Origin of the sequence: Arcticibacter svalbardensis MN12-7 (genome assembly GCF_000403135.1) — a bacterium.
Lineage (GTDB): Bacteria > Bacteroidota > Bacteroidia > Sphingobacteriales > Sphingobacteriaceae > Arcticibacter > Arcticibacter svalbardensis.
In genome coordinates, this window is the sequence record NZ_AQPN01000149.1 from 35,897 (window position 1) to 51,679 (window position 15,783).

18 protein-coding genes, 1 tRNA gene and 1 pseudogene are annotated in these 15,783 nt (G+C 38.7%); 15 read left to right on the plus strand and 5 right to left on the minus strand.

The genetic code is table 11. The features are described 5' to 3' along the window. Window positions 1–223: 223 nt before the first annotated feature. Together atpC and atpD are read right to left on the minus strand one after the other, a co-directional pair. Window positions 224–469, minus strand: coding sequence for an ATP synthase F1 subunit epsilon (gene atpC / locus ADIARSV_RS20180; RefSeq protein ID WP_016197548.1), 246 nt, complete (start codon window positions 467–469; stop codon window positions 224–226). A gap of 8 nt (window positions 470–477) precedes the next feature. Continuing rightward, a complete protein-coding gene (gene atpD / locus ADIARSV_RS20185; RefSeq protein ID WP_016197549.1) occupies window positions 478–1,980 on the minus strand; it encodes a F0F1 ATP synthase subunit beta in 1,503 nt (500 codons plus the stop codon). Window positions 1,981–2,182: 202 nt separating this feature from the next. Here atpD and ADIARSV_RS20190 point away from each other — a divergent pair, with 202 nt between their 5' ends. The 11 genes and pseudogenes from ADIARSV_RS20190 to ADIARSV_RS23305 form a co-directional block, all read left to right on the plus strand. Continuing rightward, entirely contained in the window at window positions 2,183–2,437 is a 255-nt protein-coding gene (locus tag ADIARSV_RS20190; RefSeq protein ID WP_040300793.1) for a hypothetical protein, read from the plus strand. 140 nt (window positions 2,438–2,577) lie between these two features. Next, window positions 2,578–3,042, plus strand: a complete 465-nt coding sequence (locus ADIARSV_RS20195; RefSeq protein WP_016197551.1) for a redoxin domain-containing protein — start codon at window positions 2,578–2,580, stop codon at window positions 3,040–3,042. A 9-nt stretch (window positions 3,043–3,051) separates the two neighbouring features. Next, on the plus strand, window positions 3,052–4,038 hold the full coding sequence (gene floA, locus ADIARSV_RS20200) for a flotillin-like protein FloA (RefSeq protein WP_040300794.1): 987 nt from the start codon (window positions 3,052–3,054) through the stop codon (window positions 4,036–4,038). A 131-nt stretch (window positions 4,039–4,169) separates the two neighbouring features. After that, a tRNA-Arg gene (locus tag ADIARSV_RS20205) sits at window positions 4,170–4,243 on the plus strand. A gap of 62 nt (window positions 4,244–4,305) precedes the next feature. Further along, window positions 4,306–4,881: an adenylate kinase gene (locus ADIARSV_RS20210; protein WP_016197553.1), complete on the plus strand. Its 576-nt coding sequence runs from the start codon at window positions 4,306–4,308 to the stop codon at window positions 4,879–4,881. Between the two features lie 28 nt (window positions 4,882–4,909). Continuing rightward, window positions 4,910–5,902 carry a GTPase ObgE gene (gene obgE, locus ADIARSV_RS20215; protein WP_016197554.1) on the plus strand — a complete coding sequence of 331 codons (993 nt, stop codon included), beginning with the start codon at window positions 4,910–4,912 and terminating at the stop codon, window positions 5,900–5,902. Between the two features lie 84 nt (window positions 5,903–5,986). Continuing rightward, a complete protein-coding gene (locus ADIARSV_RS20220) occupies window positions 5,987–6,217 on the plus strand; it encodes a cupin domain-containing protein (RefSeq protein ID WP_016197555.1) in 231 nt (76 codons plus the stop codon). A 190-nt stretch (window positions 6,218–6,407) separates the two neighbouring features. Beyond that, on the plus strand, window positions 6,408–7,418 hold the full coding sequence (locus ADIARSV_RS20225; protein ID WP_040300796.1) for a ComEA family DNA-binding protein: 1,011 nt from the start codon (window positions 6,408–6,410) through the stop codon (window positions 7,416–7,418). Continuing rightward, window positions 7,415–7,942, plus strand: a complete 528-nt coding sequence (locus ADIARSV_RS20230) for an adenine phosphoribosyltransferase (protein WP_016197558.1) — start codon at window positions 7,415–7,417, stop codon at window positions 7,940–7,942. Before ADIARSV_RS20225 ends, ADIARSV_RS20230 begins: the two co-directional genes overlap by 4 nt. Window positions 7,943–8,807: 865 nt before the next feature. Next, window positions 8,808–9,773: a hypothetical protein gene (locus tag ADIARSV_RS20235; RefSeq protein WP_016197559.1), complete on the plus strand. Its 966-nt coding sequence runs from the start codon at window positions 8,808–8,810 to the stop codon at window positions 9,771–9,773. Window positions 9,774–9,902: 129 nt separating this feature from the next. After that, window positions 9,903–10,088: pseudogene (locus ADIARSV_RS23305) on the plus strand (GTP-binding protein); the annotation flags it as partial. 287 nt (window positions 10,089–10,375) lie between these two features. On the opposite strand, the gene ADIARSV_RS20240 reads toward ADIARSV_RS23305, so the two are convergent. The 3 genes from ADIARSV_RS20240 to ADIARSV_RS20245 all read right to left on the minus strand — a co-directional run bounded on the left by ADIARSV_RS20240 (window position 10,376) and on the right by ADIARSV_RS20245 (window position 14,041). Beyond that, window positions 10,376–12,556 carry a TonB-dependent receptor gene (locus tag ADIARSV_RS20240; RefSeq protein ID WP_016197560.1) on the minus strand — a complete coding sequence of 727 codons (2,181 nt, stop codon included), beginning with the start codon at window positions 12,554–12,556 and terminating at the stop codon, window positions 10,376–10,378. A gap of 59 nt (window positions 12,557–12,615) precedes the next feature. Further along, on the minus strand, window positions 12,616–12,927 hold the full coding sequence (locus ADIARSV_RS23310) for a DUF6660 family protein (RefSeq protein ID WP_394331160.1): 312 nt from the start codon (window positions 12,925–12,927) through the stop codon (window positions 12,616–12,618). A gap of 703 nt (window positions 12,928–13,630) precedes the next feature. Continuing rightward, window positions 13,631–14,041: an energy transducer TonB gene (locus ADIARSV_RS20245; protein ID WP_016197562.1), complete on the minus strand. Its 411-nt coding sequence runs from the start codon at window positions 14,039–14,041 to the stop codon at window positions 13,631–13,633. A 355-nt stretch (window positions 14,042–14,396) separates the two neighbouring features. Here ADIARSV_RS20245 and ADIARSV_RS20250 point away from each other — a divergent pair, with 355 nt between their 5' ends. From ADIARSV_RS20250 to ADIARSV_RS20265, 4 genes are all read left to right on the plus strand, one after another. Next, window positions 14,397–14,660, plus strand: coding sequence for a type II toxin-antitoxin system RelE/ParE family toxin (locus tag ADIARSV_RS20250; RefSeq protein WP_016197563.1), 264 nt, complete (start codon window positions 14,397–14,399; stop codon window positions 14,658–14,660). Between the two features lies 1 nt (window position 14,661). Beyond that, a complete protein-coding gene (locus ADIARSV_RS20255; protein WP_016197564.1) occupies window positions 14,662–14,958 on the plus strand; it encodes a HigA family addiction module antitoxin in 297 nt (98 codons plus the stop codon). Between the two features lie 119 nt (window positions 14,959–15,077). Then, the gene (locus ADIARSV_RS20260; RefSeq protein ID WP_040300800.1) at window positions 15,078–15,332 is read left to right on the plus strand and encodes a hypothetical protein; all 255 of its coding nucleotides are present in this window, start codon (window positions 15,078–15,080) and stop codon (window positions 15,330–15,332) included. Between the two features lie 14 nt (window positions 15,333–15,346). Then, the coding region (locus tag ADIARSV_RS20265) for an IS5/IS1182 family transposase (RefSeq protein WP_040300801.1) at window positions 15,347–15,783 on the plus strand (437 nt) is incomplete at its 3' end.

The window sequence follows — 15,783 nt, forward strand, 5'->3', positions numbered from 1 at the left end:
TTAATTAATACTAATATTAAGAATTAAATATTGAATTATTGCTATTCGTAGTAAGAAAAATTTGGATGAGATATACCAAAACTGATTCTGGTATATGGTTTTCGGTCTATGTTACTTGTTAAATCCAGACCAATTTCTTCTTAAAAGGAGCAGAATGCAGGAAAAATTGCAAAAAAAAACCGGATGAATTGAATCATCCGGTTTGTTATTTCAGGGAAGAAACTTAGGTAACCACTCCTTCAGCGAGAACAATAACTTTGTTATCTATGACTTCAACAACACCACCTTTAATCTGATAGATTTGTTCGGTCTTACCTTCTCGGATAATAACTTTTCCATCTTCCAGAATAGAAATTATCGGAGCGTGATTATTAAGTACTTCAAAAGAACCAAGTGCACCGGGAACAGTTACAGAGGTAACCTCTCCTTTATATACAGTTTGATCTGGTGTTAAGATTTCTAATGTCATAATTGCAATTAATATACTTCAGCAAGTAATTTCTTACCTTTTTCTATCGCTTCTTCAATGCTACCAACAAGATTAAAGGAAGCTTCAGGATATTCATCCACTTCACCATCCATAATCATATTGAAACCTTTGATTGTATCCTTAATATCTACCAATACACCTTTAAGACCAGTAAACTGTTCTGCAACGTGGAAAGGTTGAGACAAGAAACGTTGAACACGACGGGCACGACCTACAACTAATTTATCTTCTTCTGATAACTCATCCATTCCTAAGATTGCGATGATATCCTGAAGTTCTTTATAACGTTGAAGGATTTCTTTAACACGTTGTGCAGTATTGTAATGCTCATCACCCAAAATCATTGGGCTAAGAATCCGTGAGGTAGAATCCAATGGATCCACTGCAGGATAAATTCCTAGTTCCGCAATTTTACGTGATAATACAGTAGTAGCATCAAGGTGGGCAAATGTTGTTGCCGGTGCAGGGTCAGTTAAATCATCCGCGGGTACATAAACAGCCTGTACAGATGTAATAGATCCATGTTTAGTGGAAGTAATACGTTCCTGCATCAAACCCATTTCTGTTGCCAGTGTTGGTTGATAACCTACTGCTGATGGCATACGTCCTAATAGCGCTGATACCTCAGATCCTGCCTGAGTAAAACGGAATATATTGTCAATGAAGAACAAAATATCACGTCCCTGACCTTCGCCATCTCCATCACGAAAATATTCCGCAAGAGTTAAACCGGAAAGTGCAACACGAGCACGTGCACCAGGAGGCTCATTCATCTGGCCAAACACGAATGTACATTTCGAATCTTTCAATTCGTTAAAGTCAATCTTGTCTAAAGGCCATTCTCCTTTTTCCATGCCTTCCATGAATGCGTCACCATATTTTATGATACCGGATTCAAGCATTTCACGAAGTAAGTCGTTTCCTTCACGTGTACGTTCTCCAACTCCTGCAAATACGGATAAACCTTCGTATGCTTTTGCAATGTTGTTGATCAATTCCTGTATCAATACAGTTTTACCAACTCCAGCTCCACCAAACAATCCGATTTTTCCACCTTTAGAATAAGGTTCTAATAAATCGATTACTTTGATACCGGTAAAAAGAACTTCAGATTCTGTTGAAAGATCTTCAAAACGGGGTGGATGACTGTGGATCGGACGACCATTTGATTTGTCCAGGTCAGGGATACCATCAATAGCATCACCTACAACATTAAAAACTCTACCTTTAATGTCTTCACCTACAGGCATTCTGATAGGAAATCCTGTGTCAATAACAGGCATACCACGCAACAGTCCATCGGTGGAATCCATTGCTATGGCACGTACACGGTCCTCACCAAGATGATTCTGAACTTCAAGAATTACTTTCTTTCCGTTGTCTTTAGTGATTTCCAGTGCATTGTAAATTTTTGGGAGTTTCGCGTCATTGGAGAAGCTTACGTCAACTACGGCTCCGATGATTTGCGTTATTTTTCCAGTGCTTGGCATATGATTTAGAAATAAAATGCGTTATTAATCAATGTTTAAGCCCGTTTTTGGTCTCATTTTTGGGTTTGCAATAATACGTTTTAATCTTTGAAAATAAAATGACTTCACTCAAAAGATTTTTAAGATCTGTCAGTTAATGCTTTTTTCTTAAAACCTATCCATTTTTTTAGTGTTCTAAATAGACATACAGAGCATATAAACAATGAAGTGGAGAGTTTTAATAAGGGACAAAGCATTTATATTATTTGCATGTTTTTATTTGTTTTTAGGCCTTCTCGCTTTTCAAATACAGTCATCTTCTCCTGATAAAGGGAAATCTCCGGAAAATATTTTTACTTCTTTTTCCTACGTATGGTACAATGAACCATGGGTATTGGCTATTGTGACTGCTATTCTCATTCTTTTAGTTGCTACATTCGGAACCGTAAAAAAAGGTCCATCCGTTAAAAATTCTTAAAATAAGCTTCCTTTTTATTCTTTTGATGCATCAATTCCCGATGTATCATTGTTGCTTTATATCATACTCCATATATAAATTTACCTATATTAGCCAGAGTCAGTTTATCCAAAGCTTACATTGACATTAAATTTTTTAATATGACATTAACACCTGGACAAAAAGCACCCGACTTTAAATTGTACAGCTCAGAGCTGAAAGAAGTCTCATTAAGCGATTACTCTTCCAAAAAGTTGATTATACATTTCTTTCCTATGGCATTTACAGGAGTATGCACCGAACAACTCTGCACCATGCGCGATTCTTTTGGCTATTACGAAGGATTGGGAGCAGAGATTGTAGCTATTTCTGTCGATTCACCCTTTACTCTGGCCAAGTTTAAGGAAGACAACCACTACCAGTTCCCTTTATTATCTGATTTTAACAAAGAAACTTCACAGGCATACGGTGCATATTATGAAGATTTTGTGTTCGGATTAAAAGGTGTAGCAAAAAGAGCTGCATTTGTTATCGACGAAAATCAGACTATACTATATGCAGAGGTTCTGGAAGCCGCATCAGAACTTCCTAACTTTGATGCAATCAAAAAAGCAATCACTAATTAATTATAAATAATGGATCCTAATAATGTTCAATTAATAATGGTAGTAGTAGGAGTCGTAGCAGCGATTTACTTTTGCTTTTACCTTTTGCCGGTGAACTTATGGTTTACCGCCCAGTTATCAGGGGTGAAGATCAGTCTTCTTAACTTGTTTCTCATGCGTTTACGTAAAGTTCCGCCTTCATTAGTCACCAATGCCATGATCATCTCCACAAAAGCGGGTCTTAATATTTCCTCTAATGAAATTGAAACACACTTTCTAGCAGGAGGAAACGTGAATAATGTGATTAAAGCACTTATTTCTGCTGATAAGGCCAACATTCCCCTTACCTTTAAACTCGCTACTGCCATTGACTTGGCTGGCAGGGATGTATTTGACGCCGTACAGTTATCTGTTAATCCCCGTGTAATCAATACCCCTCCTGTAGCTGCAGTAGCGAAAGATGGAATTCAGTTAATTGCCAAAGCAAGAGTTACCGTTCGTGCCAATATCAACCAGCTGGTAGGTGGGGCAGGAGAGGAAACTATTTTAGCTCGTGTAGGCGAAGGTATCGTAACTACCATCGGTTCTGCTGTAAACCATAAAGAAGTACTTGAAAACCCGGATCGGATCTCCAAGACGGTATTGGGTAAAGGTCTTGATAGCGGAACAGCATTTGAAATCCTTTCCATAGATATCGCGGATATTGATATTGGCGAAAATATTGGTGCCAAATTGCAAACCGACCAGGCAGAAGCTGATTTAAAGGTGGCTAACGCACGTGCTGAAGAGCGTAGGGCTATGGCTGTTGCTTCCGAACAGGAAATGCGGTCTAAAGCACAGGAAGCGAGAGCTAAAGTAATTGAAGCAGAGGCGCAATTGCCACTGGCTATTGCTGAAGCTTTCCGTTCTGGTAACCTGGGTATCATGGATTATTACAAATTAGAGAATCTGAAATCGGATACAGATATGAGAGAATCTATATCCAAACCTGGTAAAGGCCCTTCTCATAATCCTTAATGTTTATTCTGATGGCTTTATTGCTTTGATAATTAATCAATTACAAGGTTTTATTGATTTAAAGCCTTGTTTTTTGAATTTTATTTAGGGATTCTAGAAAGAACTTCTATCTTTGCATTCCATTAGCAAACGGACTTGTAGCTTAATTGGATAGAGCACCTGACTACGGATCAGGAGGTTGGGGGTTCGACTCCCTTCAAGTCCACAATCAAATTCAAAAGCCTTTTCAGTTAACGGAGAGGCTTTTAAAATTTAAAAATAACCCAGATGCTAAATCTCGTATTATTTGGCCCTCCGGGAGCCGGTAAAGGAACCCAATCCCAAAAGCTTATTGAAAAATATCAGCTTGTACACCTATCCACAGGAGACATTCTAAGAAATGAAATCACACAAGGTACTGAATTAGGACTGGAAGCTAAAAAGCTGATGGACCAGGGCGTTCTTGTGCCAGATGCAGTTGTTATTGGTATGATCAGCAATAAGCTTGATTCCAATAAAGAAGCCAAAGGATTTATTTTTGATGGTTTCCCACGTACGGTAGCTCAAGCTGAAGCATTAGATCAACTTCTTGAAACAAAGCATACTGCTATTTCAGGAATGATTGCATTAATTGTGGACAACGAGGAACTTAAAAAACGTCTTTTATTACGTGGAAAAGAATCTGGCAGACCTGATGATGCAAATCCTGAAATAATTGGTAAACGTATCGAGGAGTACAATAACAAAACCGCTCCTGTTGCTAACTTTTACAAAGCACAGAACAAGTTTCAAAGTGTAAACGGCATCGGTAGCGTAGATGAAATATTTGCTTCTATCGCAACGGTTACCAATAGCTTTAATTAAATAATAGTTTTCTTAAACTGAATTTTATATGTCCCAGGGATCCAACTTTGTTGATTATGTGAAGATATGTTGTCGCTCTGGTCGTGGTGGTGGAGGTTCTGCTCATTTACACCGTGATATCCTAACCTCTAAAGGAGGACCGGATGGTGGAGATGGTGGACGAGGGGGACATGTAATGTTAAAGGGCAATAGCCAATTGTGGACTATGCTTCACCTGAAATACCGTAAGCACGTTATTGCAGGTGATGGAGACTGCGGCTCGAGTTCTTTAAGCAGTGGTAAAACGGGTAGAGATGAATGGTTGGAAGTTCCCTTAGGAACCATTGCCAGGGATTCGGAAACCGGTGAAATCTTATATGAGATTACTACAGACGGTCAAACTGAAATTTTAACAAAAGGTGGTCGTGGCGGACAAGGTAACTCTCATTTTAAAACGCCAACCAATCAAACACCACGTTACGCACAACCGGGCGAAGCAGGTAAAGAAGAGTGGGTCATTCTGGAGCTTAAAGTTCTGGCTGATGTAGGTCTTGTAGGTTTCCCCAACGTAGGGAAGTCAACTCTTTTATCTGTTGTATCAGCAGCTAAACCTGAGATAGCAAATTATGAATTTACCACTTTAGTGCCTAATCTGGGGATCGTAGCTTACCGTGATAATCGTTCCTTTGTCATGGCCGATATACCAGGAATAATTGAAGGTGCTTCTAAAGGAAAGGGGTTAGGCCTTCGCTTTTTGCGCCATATTGAACGAAATTCAGTGCTGCTTTTTATGGTTCCTGCTGATACGAAACGTACAATTACCGAAGAATATAATATTTTACTTGCTGAACTGGAGGATTACAATCCGGAATTGATGCATAAACCCCGGATACTGGCCATCAGTAAGTCGGATTTGCTCGATGAGGAACTAACAGCAGAAATGGCTAAGGAGGTTCCTGATCTGCCTTATGTGTTTATTTCATCTGTAGCTCAAAAAGGAATTCAGGAACTGAAAGATCTGCTCTGGAAGTCGATTGTTTAATCTATATATTTAGCGTTTAACATAAATAGGATGCCCGCATCTGTTTTGTTTTAAAAGTAAATACATTTCCTGGTTTAAATAGGTATGATACATAGTGAAGTTTATCAGTTTGCCCAGGATATCGCTTGGAAAAACGCTGGAGAAGGTATTCAAAGGCAAATGTTCGGTCATGATGATAAGGTGATGTTGGTTAAAGTAAAGTTTGAAGCCGGCAGTATCGGTACGTTACATGAACATTATCATTCTCAAACAACCTATGTGGCCAGTGGCTCTTTCGAAATCACTATTGGCGATGAACGCAAAATAATCAGATAAGGTGACGGCTATTACATTCCTCCTCATGTTATTCATGGTTGTCTTTGTCTGGAACCCGGTGTATTGATCGATTGTTTCAGCCCCCCACGTGAAGACTTTTTAATTTAATAAAATAAAATTCCTTACTTTTTTTCCTGGTGCTTTCCAGGTCTTATGTTTGTCCTGTCTAATCAGTATAAATATAAGAACATTGAAAAAGTGGTTAAATGCATTTTTTGGTTTTTCAAAGAGGGAGCAAAACGGACTATTTGTTTTATGTATCCTTATTTGTTTAATTGCTTTATTCCCCTGGGTTTATGCTGTGTTCCAGTCGCCTGTTGTATATCGATTTTCGGAAACTGACAAATTTGCGGAAACAGGCAGTGAAGCTTACTCGGACAATTCAAGCTCCTCGTATACACGTTCACCAGACAACCCAAATTCCTCTTATACAAGATCTCCAGGTTACAATCATTCTGCAGAATCTACGGTTTCTACATCGCGTACAAAAGCACAGTATTTTCTTTTTAACCCTAACCAGTTAGCCACAGCAGACTGGAAGAAATTAGGTTTGTCCGAAAAGCAGATCCAGGTCATTCATCACTATGAGGACAAGGGTGGAAGCTTTCGCAAGAAGGAAGATCTGCAAAAAATCTATTCCATTTCTACTTTTGAATATGCTCATCTCGAACCCTATATCCGGATTCCCGAAACTTCTTATAATAATACCTCTTTTAAAAGGAATGATTATGCCGGATCAAAAGCTAATCCTGATTACCATTATGTCAAGAAAAATTATCCTCCGAATGCAAAACGAGAACTGAGGGTTGTTGAATTAAATGCTGCAGACTCTGCTCAATTAGTTGATATAATAGGCATCGGACCAGTGCTGGCCGTTCGAATAGCCAAATACCGAGACCGTCTAGGTGGATTTCATACCAAAGAGCAACTTCAGGAAGTATTTGGGATCGACTCCCTGAAGTATGCAGAAATAAAGAACCAGGTACGCGTGGAACAGGGATCCCTGCATCAGCTCAATATCAATACGGCTACATTTGAGGACTTAAAAAAGTTTCCCTATTTTAGTTATAAGCAAATAAATGCCTTAATTCAATATAAGAAGCAGCATGGAGAATATCATTCAATAGATGATTTGAGGCAGATTAGCATTCTTAACTCTGAAATTTTGCTTAAAATTGCACCTTATTTAATTTTCCAATGATCAGTAAAAAGATTCAATCCGTTGTAAGGGATATTTATGATTTTCCAAAGCCTGGAATAGTATTTAAGGACGTAACGCCTATATTTAAAGATCCGGCCCTGTGTACTGAAATTGTAGATGCTTTTGCTGAAAAACTCGCTCATCTGGATATTGATGTGATTGCCGGGGTAGAGAGCAGGGGTTTCCTGTTCGGATTGATGCTGGCTAATAAGCTTAATAAACCTTTTGTGCCCGTTAGGAAACCAGGGAAACTTCCGTTTTCTATTGTGACCAAATCCTATGAACTGGAATACGGAACCGCTACGATTGAAATCCATACTGATGCATTCGCTCCTGGAAGCAGGGTGTTTGTTCATGATGATTTACTTGCAACAGGAGGTACAGCTGCGGCAACTGCTGATCTTATATTTGAATTAGGTGGTACAGTTGCAGGTTTTGGCTTTGTGATTGCTCTAGGCTTTCTCCATGGTGAAGAAAAATTGTTACCGTTTTCTTCGAATATTATCAGTTTAACTACGTATTAGGGAATATTTCTGGATCTATTGTAGAAGCTTTAAGGATTTATTTATGAGTTTTCAGGGATCTTCAATCAAACCTATCTTGATGATGACCCCGATAAGATACGATCTATGGGGATAAAAGAAAGCCGGCTCTAACTAATTAGTGCCGGCTACTTATCAACAAACTCAAACTCAAAGCAATTTTATTTTCGAATCTTAAAACGGGTGCAATCAGATGATGATCGCTGTTTTTAAGATGAAGATGATCTCTGTTATTTATCAATACAAAAGTACTGGATGAAATCTTTATTGAAATGACACAGGTCATGTATCAAAAAGATTAAAGTCACAAAATAGGGAGTTGATCATCCATTCTCCTAATGGATTGATCTGTAATAAAGAGTTTAATATTCAGACAGGAGACTGGTCTCCATTTATTATTACCAATTAACATGCAAAGTGTATTTTCGGGTTACATGAAGAACATTTTAAACGGAATCGAGATCGATGACTTTCGGATAATACACAGGTGGCATTGAGCTACCTTTATATTGAGGATTCCAAAAAGATAGTAGTATGAGAGCGGTATAAGTCCAACTGTACCTAGTTTACATCGGACTTTCCTCGGAAATATGCTGCTTTCAATAAGATTTATGTCTGTTTCTTTGTATCATAAATTCACCAGATTAAATCATCCATGTTAAAATATCAACTGATTTTGGGTGGTTAGGTTTTATGAGTTTAAACTGTGAACATAATGTTCTTTAAAATAATTTGGTTGCATATTCAGGAAGATTCTGTTGTATGAGAGAAGATTTAGGAAGATTTAGTCTTTCTTTCGCTTTTATGATCGTTTAGTAAGTCCTTTACTTATATAAATCATAAGGATATGGCTACAATAGATAAAAAAGGGATGGTACATGGAACTGCAGGTTCGGTTACCTACCGTGAGTACCGGGGGAAGAACATCATCCAGGGGAAAGCAAAAGCATTTAAGCAGACTGAAAAAACTAAAAGGAGTGCTGCCGAGTTTGGCCTTTCAAGTTCTTCTGCAGCAGTGATTAGGACAGCATTTGAGCCGGCTTATTTTTTTAAGGATGGAACGGCGGCTTACAGGAGTACGCAAATGGTGTACCGGTCGATATTGAATAATTTGAGTGGAGAGAAAGGGAAAAGGGATTTACATGATGGGGATTTGTCTTTTTTACAGGGACTAGATTTTAATGCGAACAGTAAATTGCATGAAGTGTTGCAGATGAGCCATTCGGTAAGTAAAAGTGCGGAAGGTTTGGTGCGTGTTATCTTGGGTCCCTTGAACACCCAAATAGGAATCAAAAGGCCTAAAAATGCCAGCGGCGCCTATATGAAACACCGCATCAGGTTAATGTTAGTTGCATTTAACTTCAGGCAAGAGTATTATGAAAACCTTGGGTTTAAGGATGTTGATTTGGAAGGATATCAAAGTATTGAAGATCAGGTTATCACCTTTAAAGAAGCAGTTCCTGCAGACTGTTTGGCAATGGTAAGTATGTCGCTAATGCTGTATTCCACTTTAGATCACACCAATGAAAGTGTTTTGTTGAATAGTGCAGCGTTCAGTCCTTGTGCTATAATTGGAACATTTCAATCCTTAAATCCTTCAGATTACCCTTTAAAAGAGGTTGATATGCAACCATCCAAATATTCGGGTAAAGAAGAAAAAATCAAAGAGATGTTTTATAAAGGCAATCTCCTGATGCTGAGGCTGGATTCGCAATTCGGTAAACAGGCTAACCTGTCCACTAAAACGGTAAAATCAAAGCAGATGATTCCGGATGTTGTGCCACTAAAGCGTGTTTCGTTCAAAAAAAGTTGAGTGGGGGCAAGATTTTTGATTAATGCACTGAGTATATGATATCCGATAAGGAAATAAGGTCAAATTAACATCCAAGAGAAGGTATTTACCTGAAGCTGTGGGGTGACGATCTAACCTAGTAATGGATGTCTTTGCTGTACCTTGAGCCAAGATTTTCACCAGCTGCTAGAGGATCTGTGGTACAGAAGATCAGAGTTTGACGAAGTTGTTATCGAAACCACCGGAATAGCCGATCCAGCGTCAGTAGCTGCACCATTTCTCACATCGCGCTCAATCCCGTATTATTATCAGTTGGAGCGGGTAATCTGTCGATAGATGCACACCATATCGAGACACAGTTAAAGGAAACAATGGAGGCTCGTCAGCAAATTAGTTTCAGTGAATGCCAGTTTAATTATAGAATACGGACAATAATGGGAAGAGGGGGAGCTGCCACAAAGTCGTATGGTATTCATTAGAAAAAGTCTTAAGCCGGAAGGATTCGAGCGTATGCTAAAGCAATGTTTGAAAGCTCCGCAGGATTAATATTCAAAAAGACATGCCCAACGATCAAAGCAAAGCACAACGCCCGACAAAACTGGACAGGCGTTATGCTAATGCTACTAAAGTCTTAGTTTAATGCCTCCATTGATTACAAAGCCATCAACAGGGGCATAAATATCCTTAAAGACAGGACTGGTAATGCTTCCAGTATAAATAGTGTCAAACTTTGTTTGGCGGGTATCCGTAAAGTTTTCGAAGTTTATGAAGAGCGAAAACCTCTCCCAAAGCTTTTCTGCCATTAGGCCAGCCGTCCAGTAACTCTTTCCAGTTGCACCGTCGTTCAGTTGCTGTTTGGAGAAATAGTAGGCCTCCAGGCCAATTTTCCACTCATCTTCCACTTCGTACATCAACACATTGTTCAGACGGTGCTTAGAAACCAGCGGATAAGTGGTACTGGCGCCTCTTGTGTGCTGGTTTACATCAGCCAGGGTATAACCAATGAATAATTTAAAGTCACTATAGGTGATCTTGGCGTTGGTTTCCATTCCTTTGGTATCCAGATTGCCCTTAGGCTGTAAATAAGCAAGGTTACTACCAGTCGCTGCCGTTAACAGTAAGGGATTATTAATACGGGTATAAAAGAACATTTGGTTTATACTGAATCCAACATTACCATCAAAGAGTGAAGTGTGGTAATTGACATCATAATTGGAACCATAAGAACGCTCTGCTTTAGTGTTTGCTACATCAAGAGGCAATACATTTCTGAATTGGATGCGTTCGGCATCTTCAGTAAATACTGTCGGGGCTTTATAGCCCAATCCGCCACCTAAACGGGTCGAAAAATGTTCATTGATCTTCCATAACCCGGAGATTCGTGGCAAAAAGAAAAATCCGTATTCATTGTGATAATCCCCCCGGATGCCCGATTCGATACTGAATTTTTCCGATAGGTTCCAGGTGTTCTGCGCGAAGGCTCCAATGGTATTATAGTTGTAGCTCCTTAACGCAGTAGCACTATTTTGATCTTCTTTGAAACTGTCAGACAGGAAATTGACACCCAGTACCCATTCTGATTTTTCTCCGTTACGGCTATAATTGGCCTCACTGTAGGTAGATACCTGTGTACCTGAAAACAGGTAGTTTGGCAGGCCGATACTGCGGTCGTAATAGCTTACTGAATTGCGCAGGGTTAGCTTTTGGTTTTCACCTATTTTGTTATCCAGCTCGAGCTGGGAACTATAGCGCCCGGTTTTGTTCTCTTCAAAATAAGAGTGACTTGCGCTGCCGTTTCCTTTAACATATTCCACATCGCCGCCGATCCTTTTTTCTGTTGTTGCATTAATCCCAGCTGAGAGGGTGGTCGCATCATTGAAATAGAAATACAGTTTCGGGTTCAGGGTAAAGCGGTCAAATTTAGGAATGGCCGTCAGGCCGATATCGGCAGGATCATAAGCCGTTCCTTTATTATATGCACCGTAAACGGTAATACCAAATTTATCAAATTTTTGCGCATAAAAGCTGCTGGCATCCAGTCCCAGTGCTGAAGTTCCGTTCAGCAGGAAATTAAGCTGCCGTTCTTCAGTCGGTTTTTTAGAAACTAGATTTACAAGACCGGCAATGGCACCACCACCATACAGCGTTGAGGATGATCCTTTGATCACCTCGACCTGTTGCAAGTCCAGCGGGGCGATCTGTAACAGGCCAAGTCCACCGGAGAAACCGGAGTATAAAGGAAAGCCGTCACGGATGACCTGGGTGTATTTACCGTCTAGTCCCTGAATACGGATGGCCGAGTTACCACTTGTAGCGGATGTTTGCTGGGTCTGTATACCTGTACTTTCTGCTAGTAGCATACGGATATCACCCGGCTTCATGTTTCCTTTTTCGTCCAGTTCTTCACCTGCAATAACTTCTACACGCGTGGGGATATTATCTATTGTACGGCTGCTTCGGGTAGCGGTAATAACAACTTCTTCAAGATGTTCATCTTCTTCGTTGGGTTCTAATGAAACAATCAGCACCGTGTCCTGATTTAAAGGAAATGTTAAAGTATCCATCTTTGTCTGGTACCCAATGTAGCTATACTGAATGATCTGACTACCTGATGGGATATTGCTAATGGATAATGATCCGGAATCATCTGATTTCGCGGTAATATTAGCTGTAGTTACTTTTATTGTAGCCCCTGCTAGCGGCTGATTTGTTTGGGCATTTTTAATAACTGCCTTGTACGTATTCTGGGCAAATGCTACTGAGGTAATCCATAGCATAACCACTAATACAAATAATTTTTTCATGATATTATTTATAATAAGTGTTTTCAAAAAAACAGTCTACATAGACTGCGATAGGAAAATCAACTTAATTTAGGCGGTTGCCAGATAGAAGATAAGGATTTCGGTAGTTCATCATGAATATGGAGGGTCTTATGCTGAACTGGTATAGCTTGCAATCCAAATGTTATAGCCGACACTATGTTAAGTGAAAAGCCAACACATGCACCACATACATAAAACGGTGAGCAGTCGCTGCACCTGTCATCGCAACTATGACTTATTTTATGCCCAATTTCTATTGAATGCACCTCAGATACCTCATCTAATGCACAGCAAGGTATTAAAGTCAATCCAAGAACGATTGTCGACAGAAAGAAGGCGAATAATTTCACGGGTTAAATTTAAAAATCATAATTGAGAAAAGCACTAATATAAATTCAGGTAAAGGTCAAGCATCTGTAACAGTTCTTTCTAGGTTTGACAATATCCATTCTGCAAAAATTTATATCTATCACTATTCCTTCATTTTTTTGTAGAAAGCAATAGACTGTCTCTGTATTCCACGGTTTAATGATAATTTATTTACTAAAAGAACTTCTTGATAAAAACAAAGTGGCGGTAACAAAAATGAAGGTGCCGAATACTGATTGCATTAGTAGTCCTACAGGAACCATTGCCGATACAATTTCACCAAACCAACCGAATAAATAAGAGTAAGTATTAATTATTATATCAGTGGCCATAATTGCAATTGCGAGAAGAAGACCTTGCTTCAGTTTAAACCAAAATACTATCGAAGCAAAGAGATCAAGGAGGGTTAGGCTGTCCCAGTAAAGATTTACGTACCAAGGAGCAAGGTGGGATACAGATAAAAAGCCACTAACAATAATATTATATAGATGGGTAGAGGTTCCAATTAAAAATCCGACACTATAAAAAATAGGATAACACGCCGAGTTCGATAGTTATCTATCTGATTAATTTTCATCGTTTGTTGAGACTAACGGTTTAGAATTTGAATTGTTTTCGATTTAGAGCACCTCATTGTCGCCCGAGTATATACGTTAAACTCACGGCGAGGGGTTTCATTTAAGGTTAATTAATCCTAAAAGGCATAACAATCTTTACCCTCACACTTTCACCTTTAACAAGGCCAGAAGACCACTTTAATTGCAATCCTTTAAAAGTTTTAATAAGCTCCTTATCAATATTTTCATCTACCCTTTCAACTAGATCGATATCTATCAATTCGCCATTATGATTAACAATAAAGCTAATCTTAATATCCCGACGCCGAAATTTTTTAAATACCAGATTAGACTTTATACTTTTATACCATGCATTATACAGATGCTGTATACCTTTTACTGGTTTAGGTTGTATATCTATCTCCTCTGCCAAATAAACTTTTGTCAATGAGTTATGTAACTTCTGCAACGAACTGGCTTTTAAATTTGAAAAAAAACCAATAAAAAAAGTAGAATCAAATAAGGTCTTAAAATTCATTTAAAATTCAATTAAAAAAATCATCAGTCAAATAGATATGTATTGTCATTCAATAGATTAGATATTGCTTTTTAAAAACTTTTAATATACTGGTACCTTCGATTTTTAAGAGTATACTTGATGATTTATCAGCCGAATATACTTAATAATTTCACTTGTACGAAAATTCATTATAAAAAGGAACGTAAAGAATACAGACTGGATCTTTTCTCATTATTCCCTCGTTTTTTGATCAAGTTAAATTTTGTTTATAATTCCACCGTTTAATGACTATTATCATCAATAAATTGGTTCTTCACTCCGTATAGTGTATATTTACGCCATACGGTCTATTATGATTGAAACTATTAAGAGTATGGCCTTAAGGCTTCTTTGGGAGAAGGGGGGTGGTAGTAAGCTGCCTCCGCTGCAGTTAAAAAAAATAAAGCTCATTTTGCAAATTATTGATGATTTAGAAGAAGTACCGGAAGATCTTGCAAATTTAGTTTCATTTAGGCCGCATCCTTTAAAGGGCAACCTTCAGGGATTTTGGAGCTTAGATGTTACAGGTAATTATCGAATTGTCTTCCGCTTTGAAAATAAATCTGCTTTTGACTTAGATTATTTAGATACACACTAATATGAAAAGAGAAATGGAATTAATCCACCCAGGGGAAATATTAAAGATTGAAATTGTTGAAGGACGTAATTTAACCATTGCTAAAGCCGCTGGTCTGTTAGGCGTCACCAGACCTACATTGTCTAATATAATAAATGGTAAGGCTTCTATAACACCCAATATAGCCTTAAGAGTTGAAACAGTGTTTGGAGGGGCTGCAAGATTTTGGGTTCGTTTGCAATCATCATATGACCTATCATTAGCTAAAAAAGGGTTTATGGAGAATCCACCTAAAATTGCACGCTATAATTTCGTATGATGGCAATCATACCATTAATCTCTAGGGAGGTGGAAATTCATAAGGGGGCTTCCAATAACCTACCTTAATTTATGAGTACAAAAAATCGAATAAGCGCGCATAAATGATTAAATTTAGATATGAAAAAACGGGAAAAAACTCTCTTTGATTTTATGGATCATCAGGATAAATTAGGCAATTATAAAGACCCTTTAAAAACACTTGATGAGCATATAGATTGGGAGGGATTCCGTGAATTAATCAAGAGTGGTTTTGCTACAATAGATTATAGTAAAGGAGGCCGCCCACCTTATGATAAACTGATGTTGTTTAAGATCCTGGTGCTGCAGAACCTATATGGTTTATTGATGCCCAGACCGAGTTTCAGATCGTAGACCGTCTGACTTTCATGCGTTTCTTAGGTTTAGGGCTGAATGACCAGATCCCTGATCAGAATACAATCCGTAATTCCAGGGAAGCATTGATCATTAACAATGTACTTGATTCCCTGTTTGTAGCCTTTAACAACAGGCTAGAAAAAGCAGGCATGTATACTAAAAAAGGGAGTATGGTAGATGCCAGTTTTGTCACTGCTCCTAGGCAACGTAACAGCAGGGAAGAAAACGAGCAACTGAAAGAGGGCGATCTTCCTGAAGACTGGAGCTTAAACAAGATGAGGCATAAGGATACCGATGCGGACTGGACAAAGAAGAACAATCAGGTCTATTTCGGCTATAAGAACCATGTAAAGGTTGATATTGGCTCTAAACTGATCACCGGATTTGAGACCAGTTCTGCAAGTGTGCATGATAGTGAGGTACTGCAGGATCTGCTTACTGAAGAAGA

Excerpts from the sequence above, each read along its gene's own strand:
- atpC (WP_016197548.1), bottom strand. The coding sequence starts at position 469 with ATGACATTAGAAATCTTAACACCAGATCAAACTGTATATAAAGGAGAG.
- ADIARSV_RS20240 (WP_016197560.1), bottom strand. The coding sequence starts at position 12,556 with ATGAAAAAATTATTTGTATTAGTGGTTATGCTATGGATTACCTCAGTA.
- ADIARSV_RS20235 (WP_016197559.1), top strand. The coding sequence starts at position 8,808 with ATGGCTACAATAGATAAAAAAGGGATGGTACATGGAACTGCAGGTTCG.
- floA (WP_040300794.1), top strand. The coding sequence starts at position 3,052 with ATGGATCCTAATAATGTTCAATTAATAATGGTAGTAGTAGGAGTCGTA.
- ADIARSV_RS20255 (WP_016197564.1), top strand. The coding sequence starts at position 14,662 with ATGAAAAGAGAAATGGAATTAATCCACCCAGGGGAAATATTAAAGATT.
- ADIARSV_RS20220 (WP_016197555.1), top strand. The coding sequence starts at position 5,987 with ATGATACATAGTGAAGTTTATCAGTTTGCCCAGGATATCGCTTGGAAA.
- obgE (WP_016197554.1), top strand. The coding sequence starts at position 4,910 with ATGTCCCAGGGATCCAACTTTGTTGATTATGTGAAGATATGTTGTCGC.
- ADIARSV_RS20250 (WP_016197563.1), top strand. The coding sequence starts at position 14,397 with ATGGCCTTAAGGCTTCTTTGGGAGAAGGGGGGTGGTAGTAAGCTGCCT.
- ADIARSV_RS20245 (WP_016197562.1), bottom strand. The coding sequence starts at position 14,041 with ATGAATTTTAAGACCTTATTTGATTCTACTTTTTTTATTGGTTTTTTT.
- ADIARSV_RS20230 (WP_016197558.1), top strand. The coding sequence starts at position 7,415 with ATGATCAGTAAAAAGATTCAATCCGTTGTAAGGGATATTTATGATTTT.
- ADIARSV_RS20195 (WP_016197551.1), top strand. The coding sequence starts at position 2,578 with ATGACATTAACACCTGGACAAAAAGCACCCGACTTTAAATTGTACAGC.
- atpD (WP_016197549.1), bottom strand. The coding sequence starts at position 1,980 with ATGCCAAGCACTGGAAAAATAACGCAAATCATCGGAGCCGTAGTTGAC.
- ADIARSV_RS20260 (WP_040300800.1), top strand. The coding sequence starts at position 15,078 with ATGAAAAAACGGGAAAAAACTCTCTTTGATTTTATGGATCATCAGGAT.
- ADIARSV_RS20210 (WP_016197553.1), top strand. The coding sequence starts at position 4,306 with ATGCTAAATCTCGTATTATTTGGCCCTCCGGGAGCCGGTAAAGGAACC.
- ADIARSV_RS20190 (WP_040300793.1), top strand. The coding sequence starts at position 2,183 with ATGAAGTGGAGAGTTTTAATAAGGGACAAAGCATTTATATTATTTGCA.